We start from the raw sequence: 16,727 nt of genomic DNA, 5'->3' as shown, positions 1-16,727 counted from the left end.
CGATCACACGTCAGCGCCAAAGGCTCGGCGTCTCCCTTACCACTTCCAGTTCAGCCCAGCGACCCCGGTGTAGTTCTGCTCGTGATTGCCGAGGTCCACCGAGACACGCGCGAACACCGACGCGTGATGGCCGATCGCCCACTCGCCGCCGGTCCCCACATGCCCAATCGTGCGCGCGAGCGGCGTGCCGCCAGCCTGGTAGACATAGTTCGGCGCGCTCGCGAAGGCCGCGTTCACCGTCTGGCTCACGCTGCCAAAGCGCTGCTGCACGTTCGCGTCGACTTCCCACGTGTTGGTGCCGCCATCGCCGCGCTGCTGCGTGAACAGATAGCGCACACCCGCCACGCCGGTGGTCGCCGCCTGGCCCGTGCCCTGATAGACGAGGTCGAACAGGTTGCCGCCGCTCTCCCCGTAGCCCGCCTGGCCGTAGTGGCCGAAGCGCACGCCCAGATACGGCTGCAACGTCATGTCGTCGCGCAGATGCAGGCTCAGGCCGCCTTCGGCATAGGCCGTCGTCGATTGCGTCTGCACGCTGCCCTGCGGATTGCCGGACAGATCGCTGAATGCCACCGCGCGGTTGACCGCGTTGCTCCAGCGTCCCGTGCCGAGCATCGCCCGCGCGTAGAACGGTTGAGCCGCCGGCGTCCACGCACCGTAGATGAGCGCCTGCCAGCCATTCGCATGACCGCTCGCACCCGGCTCGTTGAAGCCGAGGTCGCTGTAGTCCGTATCGACGGCGACCCCCACGCGAACGTCGCGCAGCACCACACGGTCGTAACCGATCGTCAGCGAACTCGTGCGCACGTCGAGCGGTGAGCTGCCCTGCGACGCGTCGCCCGAGTTGTGCGCCTGGCCGTATCGCACCTGCGCCCACAGATCGTTCGACGGACGCGTCATCGCCGCCGCCGTGAGGCGGTCGCCGACGGCGTTCTGGAACGCCTCGGTGTTCTGACGCGCGACGCGCAGCAGGTTCGCCGCTTCGTCGCCGGCCATTTCCGTGAGCGCGGCGCGCGCGCCGGCCGTCGATTCCATCAGCAGCTTGTCGGTGATCGCGTTGCCTCCCGCGCCGCCCGCGTAGATGCGGTTGAGCGCGCTCGCCACCTGTAGCTGATTCTGGTTCTGACCGACGAGCCCGAAGCCCGAGAACTGCCCCGTCTGCCAGAACATCGACGCGATGTTCAGCGTCAGGTCCACTTCCTGGCCGGCGTAGCTGAGCGTCGGCGCAAGATACGCGTAGTCGGTGGAGACGCCCGCGAATTCGCCGGTGCGCGTGCCCGTGTAAGTCAGGATCGCGGCCGTCGTGTTCGGTTTCCACGCGTCGGGGCCGGCGTTGACGACGACCTTCGCGCCGCCATTGGCGCCGCTCGACACGAGATCGACGTCGCCCGCCACGGCCACGCTACCCACCTGGCCCGCGGCGTTCGCGCCGACCACGAAGGTCGAGCCGTCGTTCATCGCGAGCTTGCCCGTGATGTGCAGCGTGCTGCCCGGCGTCGTCGCCGCGAGCGTGCCGCCCGCGTTGATCGCGGCGTTGCCGGTCAGCGTGCCGCTGCCGAACAGCGTGCCGCTCGCGTTCACCGCGACGTTGGCCGCGGTGCCCGTGTCGACCTGCACGGTGCCGCCGTCGTCGACGATACCGAGGCTCGCGCTCGCGAGGTTCTTCACCAGACCGCCGGTCGAGACCGTCACACCGGCCACGTCGCCGTCGCCGGTCAGCGTGCCGCCGCTGTTGACCACCGTGTTCGAGACCGTGCTGCCCGAATGCACCAGCTGCACGCCGCCCGCATCGACGATGGTGGCGCTCGCCGTGCCGCCCGAGCTCACCACTTGCGTGCCGCCCGCCAGCAGCGTCTGGTTGGCGATGGCATCGGCCTGCACTTCTTGCAGACCACCGCCGCTCACCGTCGTGCCGGTGGCCGTGCCGCCGAACGCGACCTGCTGCACGCCGCCGCTGTTGACCACGGTGTTGTTAGCGAAGCCTTCGACCACACCGTCCACATACTGGAGGCCGCCGGCGTTGACTGTCGTGTCGTTGGCCGTGCCGCCGCCCAGCACGTTCTGCGTGCCGCCGCTGTTGACGACGGTCGTGCTTGCGACCCCGCCTTCATGCAGCGTCTGTGTGCCGCCCGTGGCGAGCGTCGTCGAGCTGGCGAGGCCGCCCGAGCTCACATGCTGCTCACCGCCGCTGGAGACCACGGTGTTCTGCGCCACGCCGCCCGAGGACAGATTCTGCGCGCCGCCTGCGACGGTTGTGCCGCTGGCGGTGCCCGCCACCGTCTGCGTGCCGCCCGAGGACACCAGCGTGTTCTGCGCGCTGCCGCCCGCCGCGACCTGCTGCACGCCCGTGCCGCTGATCGTCGCGCTCATCGCCGTGCCGCCCGTCGACACCGTCTGCGTGCCGCCCGCGATCAGCGAGCCGCGCGCAAGACCGCCCGCGGAGACGATTTCCGCGCCGCCCGTGCTCACGTGCGTGCCGCTCGCGACGCCGCCCGACAGCACCGTGAACGCGCCGCCGTTCTCAACCAGCACATTCGACGCTGCGTTGCCCGACACCTGGAACGAGCCGTTGGCGTTGCTGCCGCTCACCGTCGCCGAGGTGTTGCCGATGAAGGCCGCGCCCCCGCCTTGCGCGATGGTCGCGCTGCCCGCGCTCGTGACCGTCGCCGAGCCGCCGCTCGACACCGTGACGCTGCCCGCCGCGCCGCCGCTCGACACTGTGATCTGACCGCCGCTCAGCACCTGCGTGCCGCTCGCCTGGCCGCCCGAGGCCACGGTTTGCGTACCGCCGCTCGACACGACCGAACCCGTCGCATTGCCGCCCGACGAGACCGCCTGGCTACCGCCGCTGGAGACCGCCGTGCCGCTCGTCGACCCGTTATCGAGGACGATCTGCGTGCCACCGCTAGTGACGCTCGCGCTGTTCGCCACGCCGCCCGACGACACATACTGCGTGCCGCCGCTGCCGAGCGTGACCGAGCCCGCATTGCCACCGGACGACACATTCTGCACGCCACCCGCGCTCACCACCGTGCCGCTCACCGTGCCGCCCGACGCGACGTTCTGGACACCGCCGCTCGCCACCGTCGTATCGATCGCCGTGCCGCCCGTCTGCACGGTTTGCAGGCCGCCGCCCGAGACCATGGTCGACACTGCGCTACCACCGGCCGCGACGTCCTGGATGCCGCCCGAAAGCACCTGCGTGCCCGCCGCGATGCCGCCCGACTGCACGCTTTGCAAACCGCCGCCTGAGACGGCCGTGCCGCTCGCCATGCCGCCTGCGGCGACCGTTTCGAGTGCGCCCGCGCCGACCTGCGTGCCGCTCGCGGCACCGCCCAAGGACACCGTCTGCGTGGCGCCGCTGGTGAGCAGGCTGCCCGAGGCCAGACCGCCCGCCGACACCGTGACCGCGCCGCCGTTGCCAATCTGCGTGGCCAGCGCCTGGCCACCTGAGCCGACCGCAACCGTGCCTGCCGACCCGACCAGCGTGCCGCTTGCCACACCCGCGACCTGCATGGCACCGCCGTTGCTGACCGAGGTGGCGTCAGCCACACCGCCCGCTGCCACGTTCTGCGTACCACCCGCGCCAACCATCGTGCCGCTCGCGGTACCCGCCACCGTCTGCGTACCGCCATTGACAGAGGTGCCGCTCGCCATACCGCCTGCCGCGACGGTTTCCGTGCCGCCGCTGCCGACGAAGTCACCGAACGCGCTGCCGCCCGAAAGCACCGTGAAGCTGCCGCCATTCTCCGCGAGCACGCCCGAAGCGACGTTGTTCTGCACCAAGAACGCACCTGACGCGTTACTGCCGTTCAGAATCGTGCCCGACGTATCCGCGACGAGCGTCGCACCCGCCTGCTGGTTGAGACCATCGACCGTGCCGCCGCCCTGCAGCGTGAGCTGCGCGCCCGAGGCCAGCGTCGTGGTGGTCGCGGAGCCGCCCGACTGCACGCTTTGCTGGCCGCCCGCGCCGACGTTCGTGCCGCTCGCCGAGGCCGCGCTCGCAACCGTCTGCAATGAGCCACTGCCCACGCTGGTCGCATCCGCCACGCCGCCCGCGCTGACGTTCTGCGTCGCGTTGACGAGTGTCGTGCCCGTCGCCGTGCCGAGCACCGTCTGCGTGCCGCTGTCGAAGCTCGTGCCACTCGCCGAGCCGCCTGCCGCGATGTTCTGCGCACCGCCCGACACGACGGTGCCCGAGGCCACGCCGGAGACATTCTGCGTGCCGCTCGCGCCGATCGTCGCGCCATCGGCGCGGCCGCCGGCTGCGATGCTCTGCACGCCGCCGCCGTCGACGCTGCCGCCCGTCGCCGAGCCGCCCGCCATCACCGTTTGCAACGCGCCCGAACCCGCGACGGTCGTGCCCGATGCCGATCCGTAAAGCGTCTGCGTACCCGAGAGCACCGTGCCGTAGACCGCGCCCGAGACCACCTGGGTCGCGCCTGCGTCGACAGTGCTGGCCGAGGCGACGCCGCCCGCATCGACAGTCTGCGCCGCGCCGCCTTCGATATGCGTGCCCGAGACCCCGCCGTTCACGCCGACATGCTGGCCACCGCCCGACTGCACGTCGGTATCCGAGGCCGTGCCACCGGACAGGACGTACTGCATGCCACCGTCACCCACCAGCGTGCCGCTCGCCGTGCCGGCAAGGCCGACGACCTGAATGCCTCCGCTCAGCACCGTGCCCAGCGCGCTGCCCGCCATCACGCCCTGCGCGCCACCGCTGGCCACCGTGGTGCCGCTCGCCACGCCACCGTACAGAGTCTGCTGGCCGCCCGAGCCAACGCTCGTGCTGGTCGCGCTCGCGCCGCCATACAGCGCCTGCTCACCGCCGTCCGCGACGAGCGTGCCCACCGCGCTGCCCGAAACATTTTGCATGCCGCCCGAAAGGACCGAGCCGCTCGCGACAGCGCCTGCGTCGACTGTTTGCGAGCCGCCCGAGAACACCGTCGTGCCGCTCGTGCTACCGCCTTGCGCGACGTTTTCCGCGCCGCCCGAGCGCACCTGCGTGCCGCTCGCCGCGCCGCCCGAGGCGACGCTCTGCACGCCGTTCGCGCCCACTTGCGTGGCGTCGGCGCTGCCGCCCGAAGCCACATTCAGCGAGCCGCCGTTCTCAACGACCACGTTGCTCGCGACGTTGTTCGCAATCGAGAACTGGCCATTGGCGTTTTGACCGCTGACGTTCGCGCCCGTGTCCGTGACGAGCGCCGCGCCCGCCGACTGATCGACGTCCGTGGCCGTCGCACCCGCCGACACCGCCAGCGTGCCGCCGCTCGCCACCGAAGCCGAGCCCGCGCTGCCGCCCGTCTGGACGTCGAGCCGGCCGCCGCCCGCAACGGTCGTCGTGTTGGCCTGGCCGCCCGAGAGCACGGCCTGCGTGCCACCCGAGAGTACCGACGCCGAGTTCGACACGCCGCCGTCGCCGAGGCGTGCCACGCCGCCGCCCGAGATCACCGCGCCATCGAGCGTGCCGCCCGCCACCGCGCTCACGACAGCGCCCGAGAGCACCTGCGTGCCACCCGCCTCGCCGTTGTCGCTGACGAGCTGCGTGCCGCCCGAGTGAACCACCGCCGAGCTCGCCGTGCCGCCCGCCACGTTCTGCGTACCGTTCGCGTAGATCTGCGTGCCGGCAGCCGTGCCGCCCGCGCTCACGTTCTGCGCGCCGCCGCTCACCACCGTTCCGGTCGCCGAGCCGTTCACGTCCTGCTCGCCCGACTGGATCACCGTGCCGGCCGCCGTCGCGCCTGCCTGGACGGTTTGCGTGCCGCCCGAGATCACGGCGTCGGCAGCCGAGCCGCCTGCCGAAATCGTCATCGAACCCGCCGCCTGGACGACCGTGCCCGACGCCACGCCGTCCGCGTTCACGTACTGATTGCCGCCCGCGGCGACCACCGTGCCGGTCGCGCTGCCGTCAACATCCTGTTCGCCCGCGATCGTCGCCGAGACGGACTGCGCGCCGGCTGCCACGCTCTGCAGGCCGGATGCCTGCACGCTCGCGCCGCTCGTCACGGCACCCGTCTGCACGGTTTCCTGACCCGCACTGCCCACCACGGTGCCGATCGATGAGCCCCCCGAGAGCACGGTGAGCTGGCCGCCGTTCATGACCTGCACGCCCGACGCGACGTTGCCGCTGATCCGGAACGACGAGCCGTTCGGGCCGGTGCCCGAGAGCAGGCCGGCGGTGTCGGCGGTGAGAATCGAGCCGTTCTGTTCATTGACACCGAGTGCCGAGCCGCCCGCACTCAGCGTGAGCGCGCCGCCCGAGTTCATCGTCACGCCCGAGAGTGCGCCGCCCGACGAAACGGCAATCGTGCCGCCGTTCTGCACCGTGCTGCCGCTCGCGTGGCCTCCTGCCTGCACCTCCTGCGTGCCGCCGAGGATGTTGGTGCCGCTCGCGAGACCACCCGCGCTCACCTGTTGGTCGCCGCTATAAATCGTCGTGCCCGAAGCGAGCCCGCCCGAGACGATCGACTGCGTGCCGCCCCTCACCGAGGTACCGCTCGCGACGCCGCCGCTCACGTTCTGCAAGCCGCCCGACGAGACCGTGGTGCCGCTCGCCAGCGCGCCCGCCAGCACGTCCTGTTCGCCGTCTGCCGTGATCGTCGCGGCGTTGGCCACGCCGCCTGCTTGAACGGACTGGGTGCCGCCGGAAATCGTGTCGCGGGTCGTCACGCCGCCGTTTGCGACGATTTCGGTGCCACCCGAGCCGACCGAGTTCAAGCTGCCCGAGCCGCCGGCGAGAATCGACAGGCTGCCGCCCGACGAAACGCCGGTGTGCGTCGCCGACGTCCCTGCCGAGACGCGCAGCGCGCCGCCGTCGAGCTGCACGCCGCTGGCCGACGCGCTGTTGGCGAGCGTGACCGTGCCGCCGGCGAGAACCGTCGCCGAGGTCGTGCTGGCCGCGCTGCCGTTGACAGTCTGGCTGCCGCCCGCCGACACCATCGCGCCGACGCTCGCACCGCTCACGTTTTCGACGCCACCGCTCTGGATCTGCGTGCCCGAGGCGCGGGCGTATTGACTGATCGACTGGGTCGCGCCGCTGCTGATCACGGTGCCGCTCGCCGCGCCGCTCGTCACGGTTTCGTTCGCGCCGCTCGAGAGTAGCGTGCCCACCGTCGTGCCGCCGACCACGTTGACGGTCGTACCGGCCGCGGCCTGCGTGCCCGAGGCAACGCCGCCCGACACAGTCAGCGAACCGCTGTTGAAGACGGTGTCGTGGGTCGTGCCGCCGGAGATCGTCTGCGCGCCGCCCGCGATCACGGTGCCGCTGGTCTGGCCGCTGTAAATCATATCGGTCGCACCCGTCGAGACGATCGTGCCGACCGCCGTGCCGCCGTAGACGCGCTCGAGCCCGCCGCTTTCGAGCTGCGTATCGCTGGTGACGCCCGTTCCCTGCACGTTGACGATGCCGCCTGCGTTGACGGTCGCGTTGCTCGTCACGCCGCCGGTTGCGGTGAGCGTGCCCGAGTTGTTGACAATCGCGTTGTTGAGCATGCCGCCGCTCACCACGGCCGTGCCCCACGCGTTGATCGTCGCGTCCTGGGCAACGCCGCCCGAGACCGTGAGGTTGCCGCCGCTGCCGACCGAGGTCGCGCTGGCCGTGCCGCCGGCGAGCACCGTCAGTTTGCCGCCGTCCTCGGCGATGACGTTGGAGGCGTAGTTGCCGCTGATCGTGAACGTGCCGATCGAGTTCGACGCGTTGATGATGGTCGCCGACGTGTTGGTGACGAGCGCGCCACCCGACGCAATGCTCACGGTGTCAGCAAGCGCGCCCGCGTCGACTTCGAGGCGGCCGCTGTTGGCGACCGTCGTCGAGGTGGCGACGCCGCCGCTGTTGACGGTGGTGTTGCCGTACATGCCGACCGTGGTCGACGTGGCCGAGCCGCCGTTGAGTACCGTCAGGCTACCGTTGTTCTCGAGCACGACGTTGCTGGCGAGGTTGTTGGATACCGTGAAAGCGTCAATGCGGTTTTGCCCGTTCGTGATGGTCGCCGAGGTATTGGTGATGAGCGCGCCGCCCGAGCTCTGCACGACGCTATCCGCCGAGCCGCCCGCGTCGACTTCCAGCGTGCCGGCCGCGAGCAGTGTGTTGCTCGCGAAGCCGCCGCTGTTGACCGTGAGTTTGGCCGCGCCGCCGTCGAGCATCACGCCCGAGGCCACGTTGTTCGAAACGTAGAACGTACGGCCGTCGCTGGTCTGTGCGCCGACGATGGTCGCCGAAGTATTGGTGACGAGCTGGCCGCCCTCGCCTTGCACGATATCGCCGGCTGTGCCGTTAGTGTCCACCTCTAAAATGCCGCCCGCCGAGTACATGGTGTCCACCGCGAAACCGCCCGCGAGCACGCTCAAATGACCCGTGCCCACGATCTGCGCGTGCGAGGCGACGTTGTCGAAAATCGAGAAGCCGGTGCCGTCCGTACGCGTGTTGGTGCCCGAGGTCAGCGTCGACGAGGTCGTCGCGACGAGGCCGCCACCCGCGTTCTGCACGACGCCGATTGCCGTCGCGCCCGATTCGATATTGAGCGTGCCACCCGAATTGATGGTCGCCGCCGAGGCGTGGCCGCCCGCGCGCACGTCCACGGTGCCGCCGGTCGACACCACAGCATGGTTGGTCGCGCCGCCGGAGTTCACTGTCTGTGTCGCGTAGGTGCCGCTCACGGTCGTCGAATTCGCGACGCCGCCCGCGAGCACTGTGTCGGTCGAGGCAGGGCCGACCACTGTGTTGTTTTCGACGCCCGCTACGGTCTGCGACGCGAAGAAAGGATACGAGCCGCTCAGAAACGAGCCCGTTGCGCTGCCGCCGGCAAGAATGTTGGCCGAGGCGCCGGCGTTGATGTTCGCGGCGAACAGCACGCCGCCGCTCGAGACAGTGACGCTGCCGCCCGAATTGACCAGGGTGCCTGCGGCCTCGCCGCCCGCGACGATCTGGCTGCCGCCGTTGCCGACCGAGGTCGCCGTGGCCACGCCAGTGGCCGAGACGATCTGCGTGCCGCCCGAGTTGACGGCGGCCGAATTGGCCTCGCTCAACGTTGTCACGATCTGTGTGGCGCCGCTCGTCACCGTCGCGAAGAGGTCCAGGCTGTCGTCGTTGAGGTTCTGCACGCCGCCACTCGTCACGAGCGTCCCGACCGTGGTGCCGCCGTTGACGTTCTGTGTGCCGCCGAGCACCTGCGTGCCAGCGGTGGTGCCGCCGCTGCTCACGACTTCCGTGCCGCCCGCGCTGACGACCGTACCGCTCGAGCTGTCGCTGTTCAACACGTCGAGTTCGCTGCCGCTGGTCAGCACGACGTGGGTGGCGACGCCGCCGGTCACGCTGAGTGAGGAGCCGTCCGCGTTGGTACCGGAGATCGTGCCCGAGGTGTTCGCCGACAGCACCGAACCCGACGAAAGCACGAGGCCCGTGACCGTCGCCCCGGCCTCGATCACCGCGCTGCCGCCCGCCGAGACCGTCACGCCCGCGGCGCGGCCGCCCGCAGCGACGTCCTGGGTGCCGCCGTTCAGGACCGTGGTGGCCGAGGCGATGCCGCGAAAAAGCACGTCCTGCACGCCGCCGTTTTCGATCGTCGACGAAATGGCGAGGCCGCCCGAGCTCACGGTCTGCGTGCCATACACCGTCGACAAGGTCGCCGAGCCGCCGATAACGGGCGTTAATGCGACGTTCGTGTTGCCGCCCATCATGATCGCCGGCGCGAACCCGTTGCCGAGCACCGTCTGGCTGCCGCCCGCGTTGATCGTTGTCGAGGTTGCGGAGCCGGCGACGATCTGCAAGCCGCCATCGTTCACGGTGGTCCGCAACGTCGTGCCCGCCGACGCGACGTTCTGCACGCCGCCGTCGCTCACCGATACGTCGGTGGTGTGGCCAAATGCGCTCACGTTTTGCTGCCCACTCGTCACCGACTCGTTGGAGACGGTCACGCCGCTCGTGACGTTCGCGGTGTAGGTGGTGGGTGCGGGCGACGCCATGACCGCGTGCATGCCGACGAGCGAAAACAGGCCCGCGAGCAGGCGCGAAACACGGCTTCTGCGGCTACCGAAGACGTGGAGGCAGAATTTACGGCGAAAAGTGATCGGCTTCATGGTTGGAACGTGCGGTTATGTCGTTGCCTCGCGCAAGCGTGGCGCGAGGCAACGAAGGTCTCTCGTGGTATCCGTCTTTCTGAACTGGCGGAAATCGTTTTTGGGGTACGGCGATGCGTCAGCGCATCACGTCAGCGCATCAATGCCCCGTTGAAGCCGCAGGCGTGGCAGCGGCCCCGTCTTGCGAAGCAGCGTGCGCGCCGAAGCCGGGAATGCGCCGCAAGGTGCGCTTCACCTGCTCGGGCGTGATGAGCCGCGTGCATTCGAACTGGCGCGGCGTGTCCTTGTGGCGCGGACACCAGAAGAAGTCCTTGTGATCGAAGCGATGGCTCGCGTCATTCCAGCAGCCGTTGCACGCGTGGTAATTGATCACGCGATACGGCGTGTCGAATTCGTTGTTTTCCATCGTGAAGCCGCTGATCATCGCGACCGGCGTGCCGCACGCCCACGCGAGCCAGGCCAGGCCGCTGGACAGCCCGACGAAGAAGTCCGCGTGACGCAGCCAGCGCGCACGCTCCTCGAGCGGGTGATCGCCGGTCTGATCCTCGGCACCGTGCGGAATGTGGTTCCACACGAGGCCCGAACCGTGCGTCGCCTTCTGGTCGATGCAGATCACGCGATAGCCCTGTTCCTTTAGGAACGTGACAATCTCGCGCCAGCCGGTCGGATGATTCCAGTACTTGCACTGCGTCGAGCTTTGCACGGCGATGCAGACGTAGCGTTCCTCGATCGGACGGCTCTCGTCCTTGAGCATGATCTCGGGCTTCATCTCCGCCGGATCGACACCGAGAATGTGACCCGCCGTGCGATGCAGCCCGACGTGACGGAAGTCGCACGGCTGGAATACGTGGTTCGTATCGTCGAAGAAGAGGCCGACGTTGTAGGTCGCGTAATAGCGCTCGGGCGCAACCTCTTCGTGCGTGACGAATTCGATCTCGGGATACGCACGGCGAAACAGCGGCGCGATCAGCGCCGACATCGCGCAGGTGAGACGGCAGCCGTGCTTGCGCTGGAACTTCACCGCGTACGGAAACCAGCCCATCAGATCGCCCAGCGTGCCGACCGGAAACTGAATCAGCACCTCGCGATCCTTCGCGTCGAAGCGATGGATGAAGGCGGCGTCGGTCTGCTTGCCGCGCTGCTGGATCTGCACTTCGATCGGCACGAAATACTTCTTCGCGCTCGCCACGACGCCCTCGCCGATGTCGGTCTCAAACAGTACGTTGTCGGTCTCGTAGTCACGCAGCACGACATGCCATTCGCCTTGCGGCAACACCACGCGGCAGCCGTCGTTGAAGTCGAAGCGCACACCCTGCAGCGCTTCCTGCGTGGGCACGCGCGCGGGCCGTGGGAATGGCGGTTTGGACGGTGCGCCCGCGGACACGAGGTGAACGGCGGATGCGGATGCGGAGGTGGACGCGCTCTCGCCAGCCGGCACAGCAAGGATGTTGTGGGGAATCGAAGCAGTCATGAATCGGACCAGAACTGGATGAAAACCGGACGCCGATGCGATCGGAGACCGAACATGCGGGTATTGCTCCAGTTGGGTCGACTTTTACTGACGGACTGGCAGCTCACACGGCTCGCGAGATTTTCAGCCGGATTACAAGCCGCAGCAACGGCGATTTAAGGGCTTTTTTTGCTTCTAATCGGCATTTAGAAACGCGTGGCAATGCCATACGCGCACGTAATCGGCGGCGATTTAAAAAACTTTAGCCCTGATCTGTAAAAATATTTTTGCCCGGGCCGCTGTTCTTTTACTGGGCTTGCTTGGCCAGACCCCGCCTGCAAGGGGCGGGGGAAATGCACGAGCGAGCGTTTGACCGGTTTGCCGCACCCGGGTTATTAATCGCGCCGGCGTGCAAGCCGGTTATTGAGGGGGTGCGGCAAATCTTACCTTAATATAATCGCGACGCGCAAACCTTTGCGTCATTATTCATTGACCAGGGTTTTACCGTATTCCGGTGCTTTCAGCAAAGCTCGCAACCGCGCGTAATAAAGCGGCGCGCAGCACCTCAGTCAGGCGGCCGCATCGCAGACATGGGTCAATTGCAACTTGTATGAGGATGTCTTATTATTTTAATACAAGCACGTCGCGCGTCTCCATCACGAGAGCCATGATGAAAAACAACCAGGACGCGGGTTCAAAGGCAGTTCGACAGCCGCCTCCGGCAAACCATCCCATGCCAGCCAATTCCAGAAAACGCAGCACCGCCCAGCAACGCTCCACACCGGGCGCCGCCAGGCAACCTACCGCCGGGCAGGCTGCCGCCTCGGCTGTCCAACCGCTACTCAACCGCGACAGTGCGACCGCGCTTTATACGCAGATCGCCGATCGTCTGCGCACGCAAATCGACGAGGGCACCTTCGCAACTGACAGCAAACTGCCCGCCGAAAGCGAACTGACGCGACGTTTCGACGTGAGCCGCGTCACGGTGCGACAGGCCATCGCGCAGTTGCTTGCCGAAGGGTACGTGGTCAGCAAGCAGGGCAAAGGCACGTTTGTCTCGCGCAACAAGTTCGTGCACGACCTGAAGCCAATGCGCGGCTTCTACGATGCACTCGTCGCGCAAGGGGTCGAGCCGAAAACGAAGTTGCTCGAGTTCGGTCCGGTGGCGACGCCGGAGGCGATCAGGCAAGCCTTCGGCACAGACGAAGGCGAAGGCGAGTGCTTCCGGTTAAAACGGCTGTATCTCGTCGACGGTGAGCCGATCGCGCTCGTCGACTCGTATCTTCCGCCGCAGGCAAGCGGACTCACCTGGGAGCAGGTCAACCGCAATCCGATCTACGTGCTGCTCGAAAGCCTGCTTTCCCTGCCGGTCACCAAAGCGGAAATCCATATCCGGGCGCGCTCGGCCGGCGCATCGGTGGGCCAGGCGCTCGGCCTGTCGCCGCGTGCCGCGTTGCTCGTGATGGAGCGCGAATCGTTCGGCGAGAACGGCCGGCTGCGCGAGCGAACCTCGTTTTATATCCGCCCGGAAAACTACGAGTTCACGCTGAGCGTGCAAGGACCGCTGCCGGTCGGCTCGTCGATCAAGAACGTCAACGCCACCGCCGCGCACGATCACACGAAGTGACCGCGCGCAGCGGGCGGCCACGCGAAACAGCTGCGCGGCAAGCCCGCCGGAACCACGCCAGACGCCTAGCGATGCGCAGGCTTCACGTGTACCGTCGATGTCCCTTGCTGCCCTTGTGCGAATTCGGCGGACACGGGTTCACCGGCGGCGGCACGCAGCACGGTCAAGGTCTTCGCCTGCGGATCGATCTCGACCAACGCGCCCTGTGGCACGACGTCCGTCACGTCGCAATCGAAACCCGCCAGCATCGAAATGTTGCCGAGCGCCGCGCCTTGCGCGAGGATCGGGTTCACGGTATTGAACACGATTGCGACCGGCGCCATGTTGCGCGACTGCATCTCGTGCAGCATCCACGCACTTGCCACGCCGCCCTTTGCGGTATCCAGCACGAGGATCCGGCCAATGTACGACTGCCCCACGAGCTTGTGCGACGGGCGCGAAAACACCCCTTCCAGACGGTTCAGATCGTAACGGGCCGAGAAGCCGTCCTTGGCAACCAGCGCCTCGGCCGACACTTTGTTCCCGAGCGCGTGGCGCGCAGTCAACACGATTCTGTTCATGCGAGTTCTCCTGTCTCGGCTGCATTCACGCACGCCTGCATCGAGGCGAGCATCGGGGTATAGCCGTAGCCGCCGAGAATGTTCACCAGCTTCGCGCTGTTGGTGGCGAGATTTTTCCAGCCCTTGGCTTCGGACATCTCGCGCGCGTACGACTGGTAGAAGCACATGCCCGCGAGCACTGTGCCTCCCGCGCTTTCGATGCGGCGTGTGTAGCCGAACCGCTCGGCGTCGGGCGCCACCTGTGGGCTGGTAATGGCGAGCATCGGCACCTTGAACGTGCGGCCGTCGCAGATCTCGGCGAGCGCGCGCAGTTCGTAGAGGCTCAGTTGCGGCGCGGAAAACACCACCACGTCCACCTTCTTCGTGACCGCATAGCTGGCGGTGAGCGCCTCGACTTCCGCGCGGCCGACGCGATGATGCACCGGCAAGCTGTCGCCGCCGACGTCTGCGAGACGCATCGCTTCCGGCGTGACGCCGATCATGTGAAAGAGCGCGATCGAACCGAAGCTCGCCATCGCGGCGCCGAAATGTTTCAGCTGGTCCGAGGTCGGCGCGGCTTCGATGCCTTCGATGACCGGCACCTGCCAATAGTTGCCGGCGAGACGGCCGATCACGCCGCCGAGCGCGCCCCATTCGTTGAGCGAGCGTGGCGTGAAATCGACGCGAAAGCGCATCGTCGCGCGGCGCTTTTCGTCGAGGTGATAGCCATAGCGCGGCGTGCGCCCTGTGAGACCCGCGGAGAGCGCCGACGGACCGCCTTCGAAATTCGTGCGGGCGCCGCTCACCGAGTTCGAGTAGATCACGACGCCGGTGTCGCCGAACGCGACGTGTTCGCCGCGCGTGGCCGCGAGCACGGTCTGATAGTTGATGCAGGTGTCGGTCATGCTGACGCCGAGCCGTTCGAACGCGTGAATCGTGCGGCGCTCCAGTTCGATCATCCAGTCGCGCTGGCCGAGTTCGTTGGCCTTCGCGAAATCGGTGCCGCGCGGATCGGTGATGGTGGGAATGCATACGGTGTGGCGGCCGTCACTGAGTTCGGAAAGCCGCTCGAGCCACATGACGCCCGCCTGGCCGAGGCTTTCGGTATCGGCCATGATGTGCGCCTGGGTGACCGGCACCAGATCGTGAGCACCAAAAAATTCGCCGACCTGCACTTGATGGCGCATGGCCATTTGCAGGACCTTGCCTTGCTCACCGTTGAGCATGGCCGTCTCTTCATCGTTCAGCAGCATGGGCAGTCTCCGTACAGATTTCGTCACCATGGCAAGGCGTGGGCAGCGACACCTGCTGCGGTGCAGGCCCATGTCATTGCGATCTTGTATTATCTTGTATTAAGACAACAAGAGCGAATACTAGCGACCCGCCTTGTCGATGTCAACATCGCCGGACGGCGGTTTCTGCACGGATTCCCGATGAGGGCATGCCGTGCCGGTGCACACCCGGACAAGCCTCATCGCCAAGCAGCTTTCAGCACCCTCTTCGCGATTACGCTAGTTGACACGGGCGAAAGCCCGGCGATAGCATGCCTCTCGATGTATTGATACATGATCATACAAGATTCTGGCCACTTGTCTGACGCGGAGGGCCGGCATCCATGGCGCCCCGCTCGGAAGCGGGCTATAGCGGGACCGTTGCCACGCGCATCCCCCTCCCCATCGTTGCCGATGACGTGAATGCGCCTGCGCTCGCCATTCACGACGAAAGACAAATAAAAGGAGACACCGGTATGACCACCCTCCATATCCTTGCGCTTGTCCTGCTGGTCGTCATTTTTGCGATCAGCCTGTGGCGCGGCATCAACCTCGGGCTGGTGGCCATTCCGGCGAGCTTCCTGCTGATGCAGATCGCGGGCGTACCGCAAAAGCAGGTATTTGCCGCGTTCCCGACGGATCTGGTCTTGCTGATTCTCGGTGTGATGTACCTGTGGAATCTCGTGCGCGATAGCGGTCTCGCCGAACTGATCGTGCAACGGGCCGTCGCGCTCTCGCGCGGGCGCCCCTGGCTGCTGCCGTGGACCACCTGCATCCTCACCGCATTGATCTGCGCGCTCGGCGCGCTGCCGATCGCCGCGCTCGTCATCACGTTGCCGGTCGCGCTGGAGATTGCGCGGCGCGAAAACATCCGTCCCGCGTTGATGGGTATCGTGACCATCCAGGGAGGCTGCATTGGCGGACTGTCGCCGTTCAATCCATGGGCCAAGGTGGTCATTGCGCAAGCGGCCAAAGGTGGCGTGACACTGCTCCCCACGGAATTCTTTTTGTGCCAGTTCGCGCTCAATCTCACTTTCGCGCTGCTGGCCTTCTTCGCGTTCGGCGGTGCGGAACTGATCGCGCGCCGCCGGCCGCGCGATGCAACGACACAAACGGACCTCGCCGCGCCCTCCTCCCGATTGGCGCTCACGTGGCAGCAATGGACCGCGCTTGCTGCGCTGGTCGGCTTTATCGCGCTCGTATTGACCCGGCACGACGTCGGCTTGAGTGCGTTCTCGATGGGCATTCTGCTCAACATCGCGGTGAAGGCCGACGCCCGCAAGGTCATTGCCGATCTGCCGTGGAGCATGGTCATCATGATTTCGGGGATCCTGATGTATATCGGCATGCTCGAGACGGTCGGGGTATTGCAGGCAATCGGCGAGCTCCTGCAAAGCCTGGAGCAACAGTCACTGGTGCGAGTGGGAATGACTTACCTCGGCACGCTCATGGCGAACTTCGAGGCGTCGTCGGTGGTGGTGCTTGGACTCGTGATTCCGGTGGTGACGCACTCGCTCGCCCATGAGCCCTCTGCGTTGCTTGCGTCGGTACAACTGGCGCTGTCGGCTACCAGCATCGTCGTGATCACGGCCAGCCCGTTTCATCTGGGAGGCGGCCTCGTGCTGGCAGAGCTGCATGGCGACGACAAGACGTTCAAGGACCTGTTGAAGTGGACCGTTGCGTTGACGTTGTTTCTTCCTCTGGCGGCGTTTCTGATCCGGTGAGCTTCGACTGAACTGCGGGTTCGCTCCGAATGAGCTTCGGAT

6 protein-coding genes are annotated in these 16,727 nt (G+C 67.0%); 2 read left to right on the top strand and 4 right to left on the bottom strand.

The features are described from left to right. Positions 1–36: 36 nt before the first annotated feature. Both PQR53_RS04465 and PQR53_RS04460 read right to left on the bottom strand, forming a co-directional pair. Positions 37–10,074, bottom strand: coding sequence for an AIDA repeat-containing protein (locus PQR53_RS04465; RefSeq protein WP_408451373.1), 10,038 nt, complete (start codon positions 10,072–10,074; stop codon positions 37–39). Positions 10,075–10,213: 139 nt separating this feature from the next. Beyond that, positions 10,214–11,545, bottom strand: a complete 1,332-nt coding sequence (locus tag PQR53_RS04460; RefSeq protein ID WP_408451372.1) for an autotransporter strand-loop-strand O-heptosyltransferase — start codon at positions 11,543–11,545, stop codon at positions 10,214–10,216. A 712-nt stretch (positions 11,546–12,257) separates the two neighbouring features. Between PQR53_RS04460 and PQR53_RS04455 the strand changes: the two genes are divergently transcribed. Further along, the gene (locus PQR53_RS04455) at positions 12,258–13,151 is read left to right on the top strand and encodes a GntR family transcriptional regulator (protein ID WP_408451371.1); all 894 of its coding nucleotides are present in this window, start codon (positions 12,258–12,260) and stop codon (positions 13,149–13,151) included. Between the two features lie 65 nt (positions 13,152–13,216). On the opposite strand, the gene PQR53_RS04450 is transcribed toward PQR53_RS04455, so the two are convergent. Together PQR53_RS04450 and PQR53_RS04445 are read right to left on the bottom strand one after the other, a co-directional pair. Further along, a complete protein-coding gene (locus PQR53_RS04450) occupies positions 13,217–13,711 on the bottom strand; it encodes an aconitase X swivel domain-containing protein (protein ID WP_323047893.1) in 495 nt (164 codons plus the stop codon). Continuing rightward, on the bottom strand, positions 13,708–14,943 hold the full coding sequence (locus tag PQR53_RS04445; RefSeq protein ID WP_408451370.1) for an aconitase X: 1,236 nt from the start codon (positions 14,941–14,943) through the stop codon (positions 13,708–13,710). The genes PQR53_RS04450 and PQR53_RS04445 overlap by 4 nt, the downstream gene beginning before the upstream one ends. A 494-nt stretch (positions 14,944–15,437) precedes the next feature. Here PQR53_RS04445 and PQR53_RS04440 point away from each other — a divergent pair, with 494 nt between their 5' ends. Then, positions 15,438–16,685 carry an SLC13 family permease gene (locus PQR53_RS04440; RefSeq protein WP_408451369.1) on the top strand — a complete coding sequence of 416 codons (1,248 nt, stop codon included), beginning with the start codon at positions 15,438–15,440 and terminating at the stop codon, positions 16,683–16,685. Positions 16,686–16,727 lie beyond the last annotated feature (42 nt).

The sequence above is a fragment of the Paraburkholderia fungorum genome (assembly GCF_046027605.1).
Taxonomy (GTDB): Bacteria; Pseudomonadota; Gammaproteobacteria; order Burkholderiales; family Burkholderiaceae; genus Paraburkholderia; species Paraburkholderia fungorum_F.
This window is presented reverse-complemented; position numbering and strand designations above follow the sequence as displayed.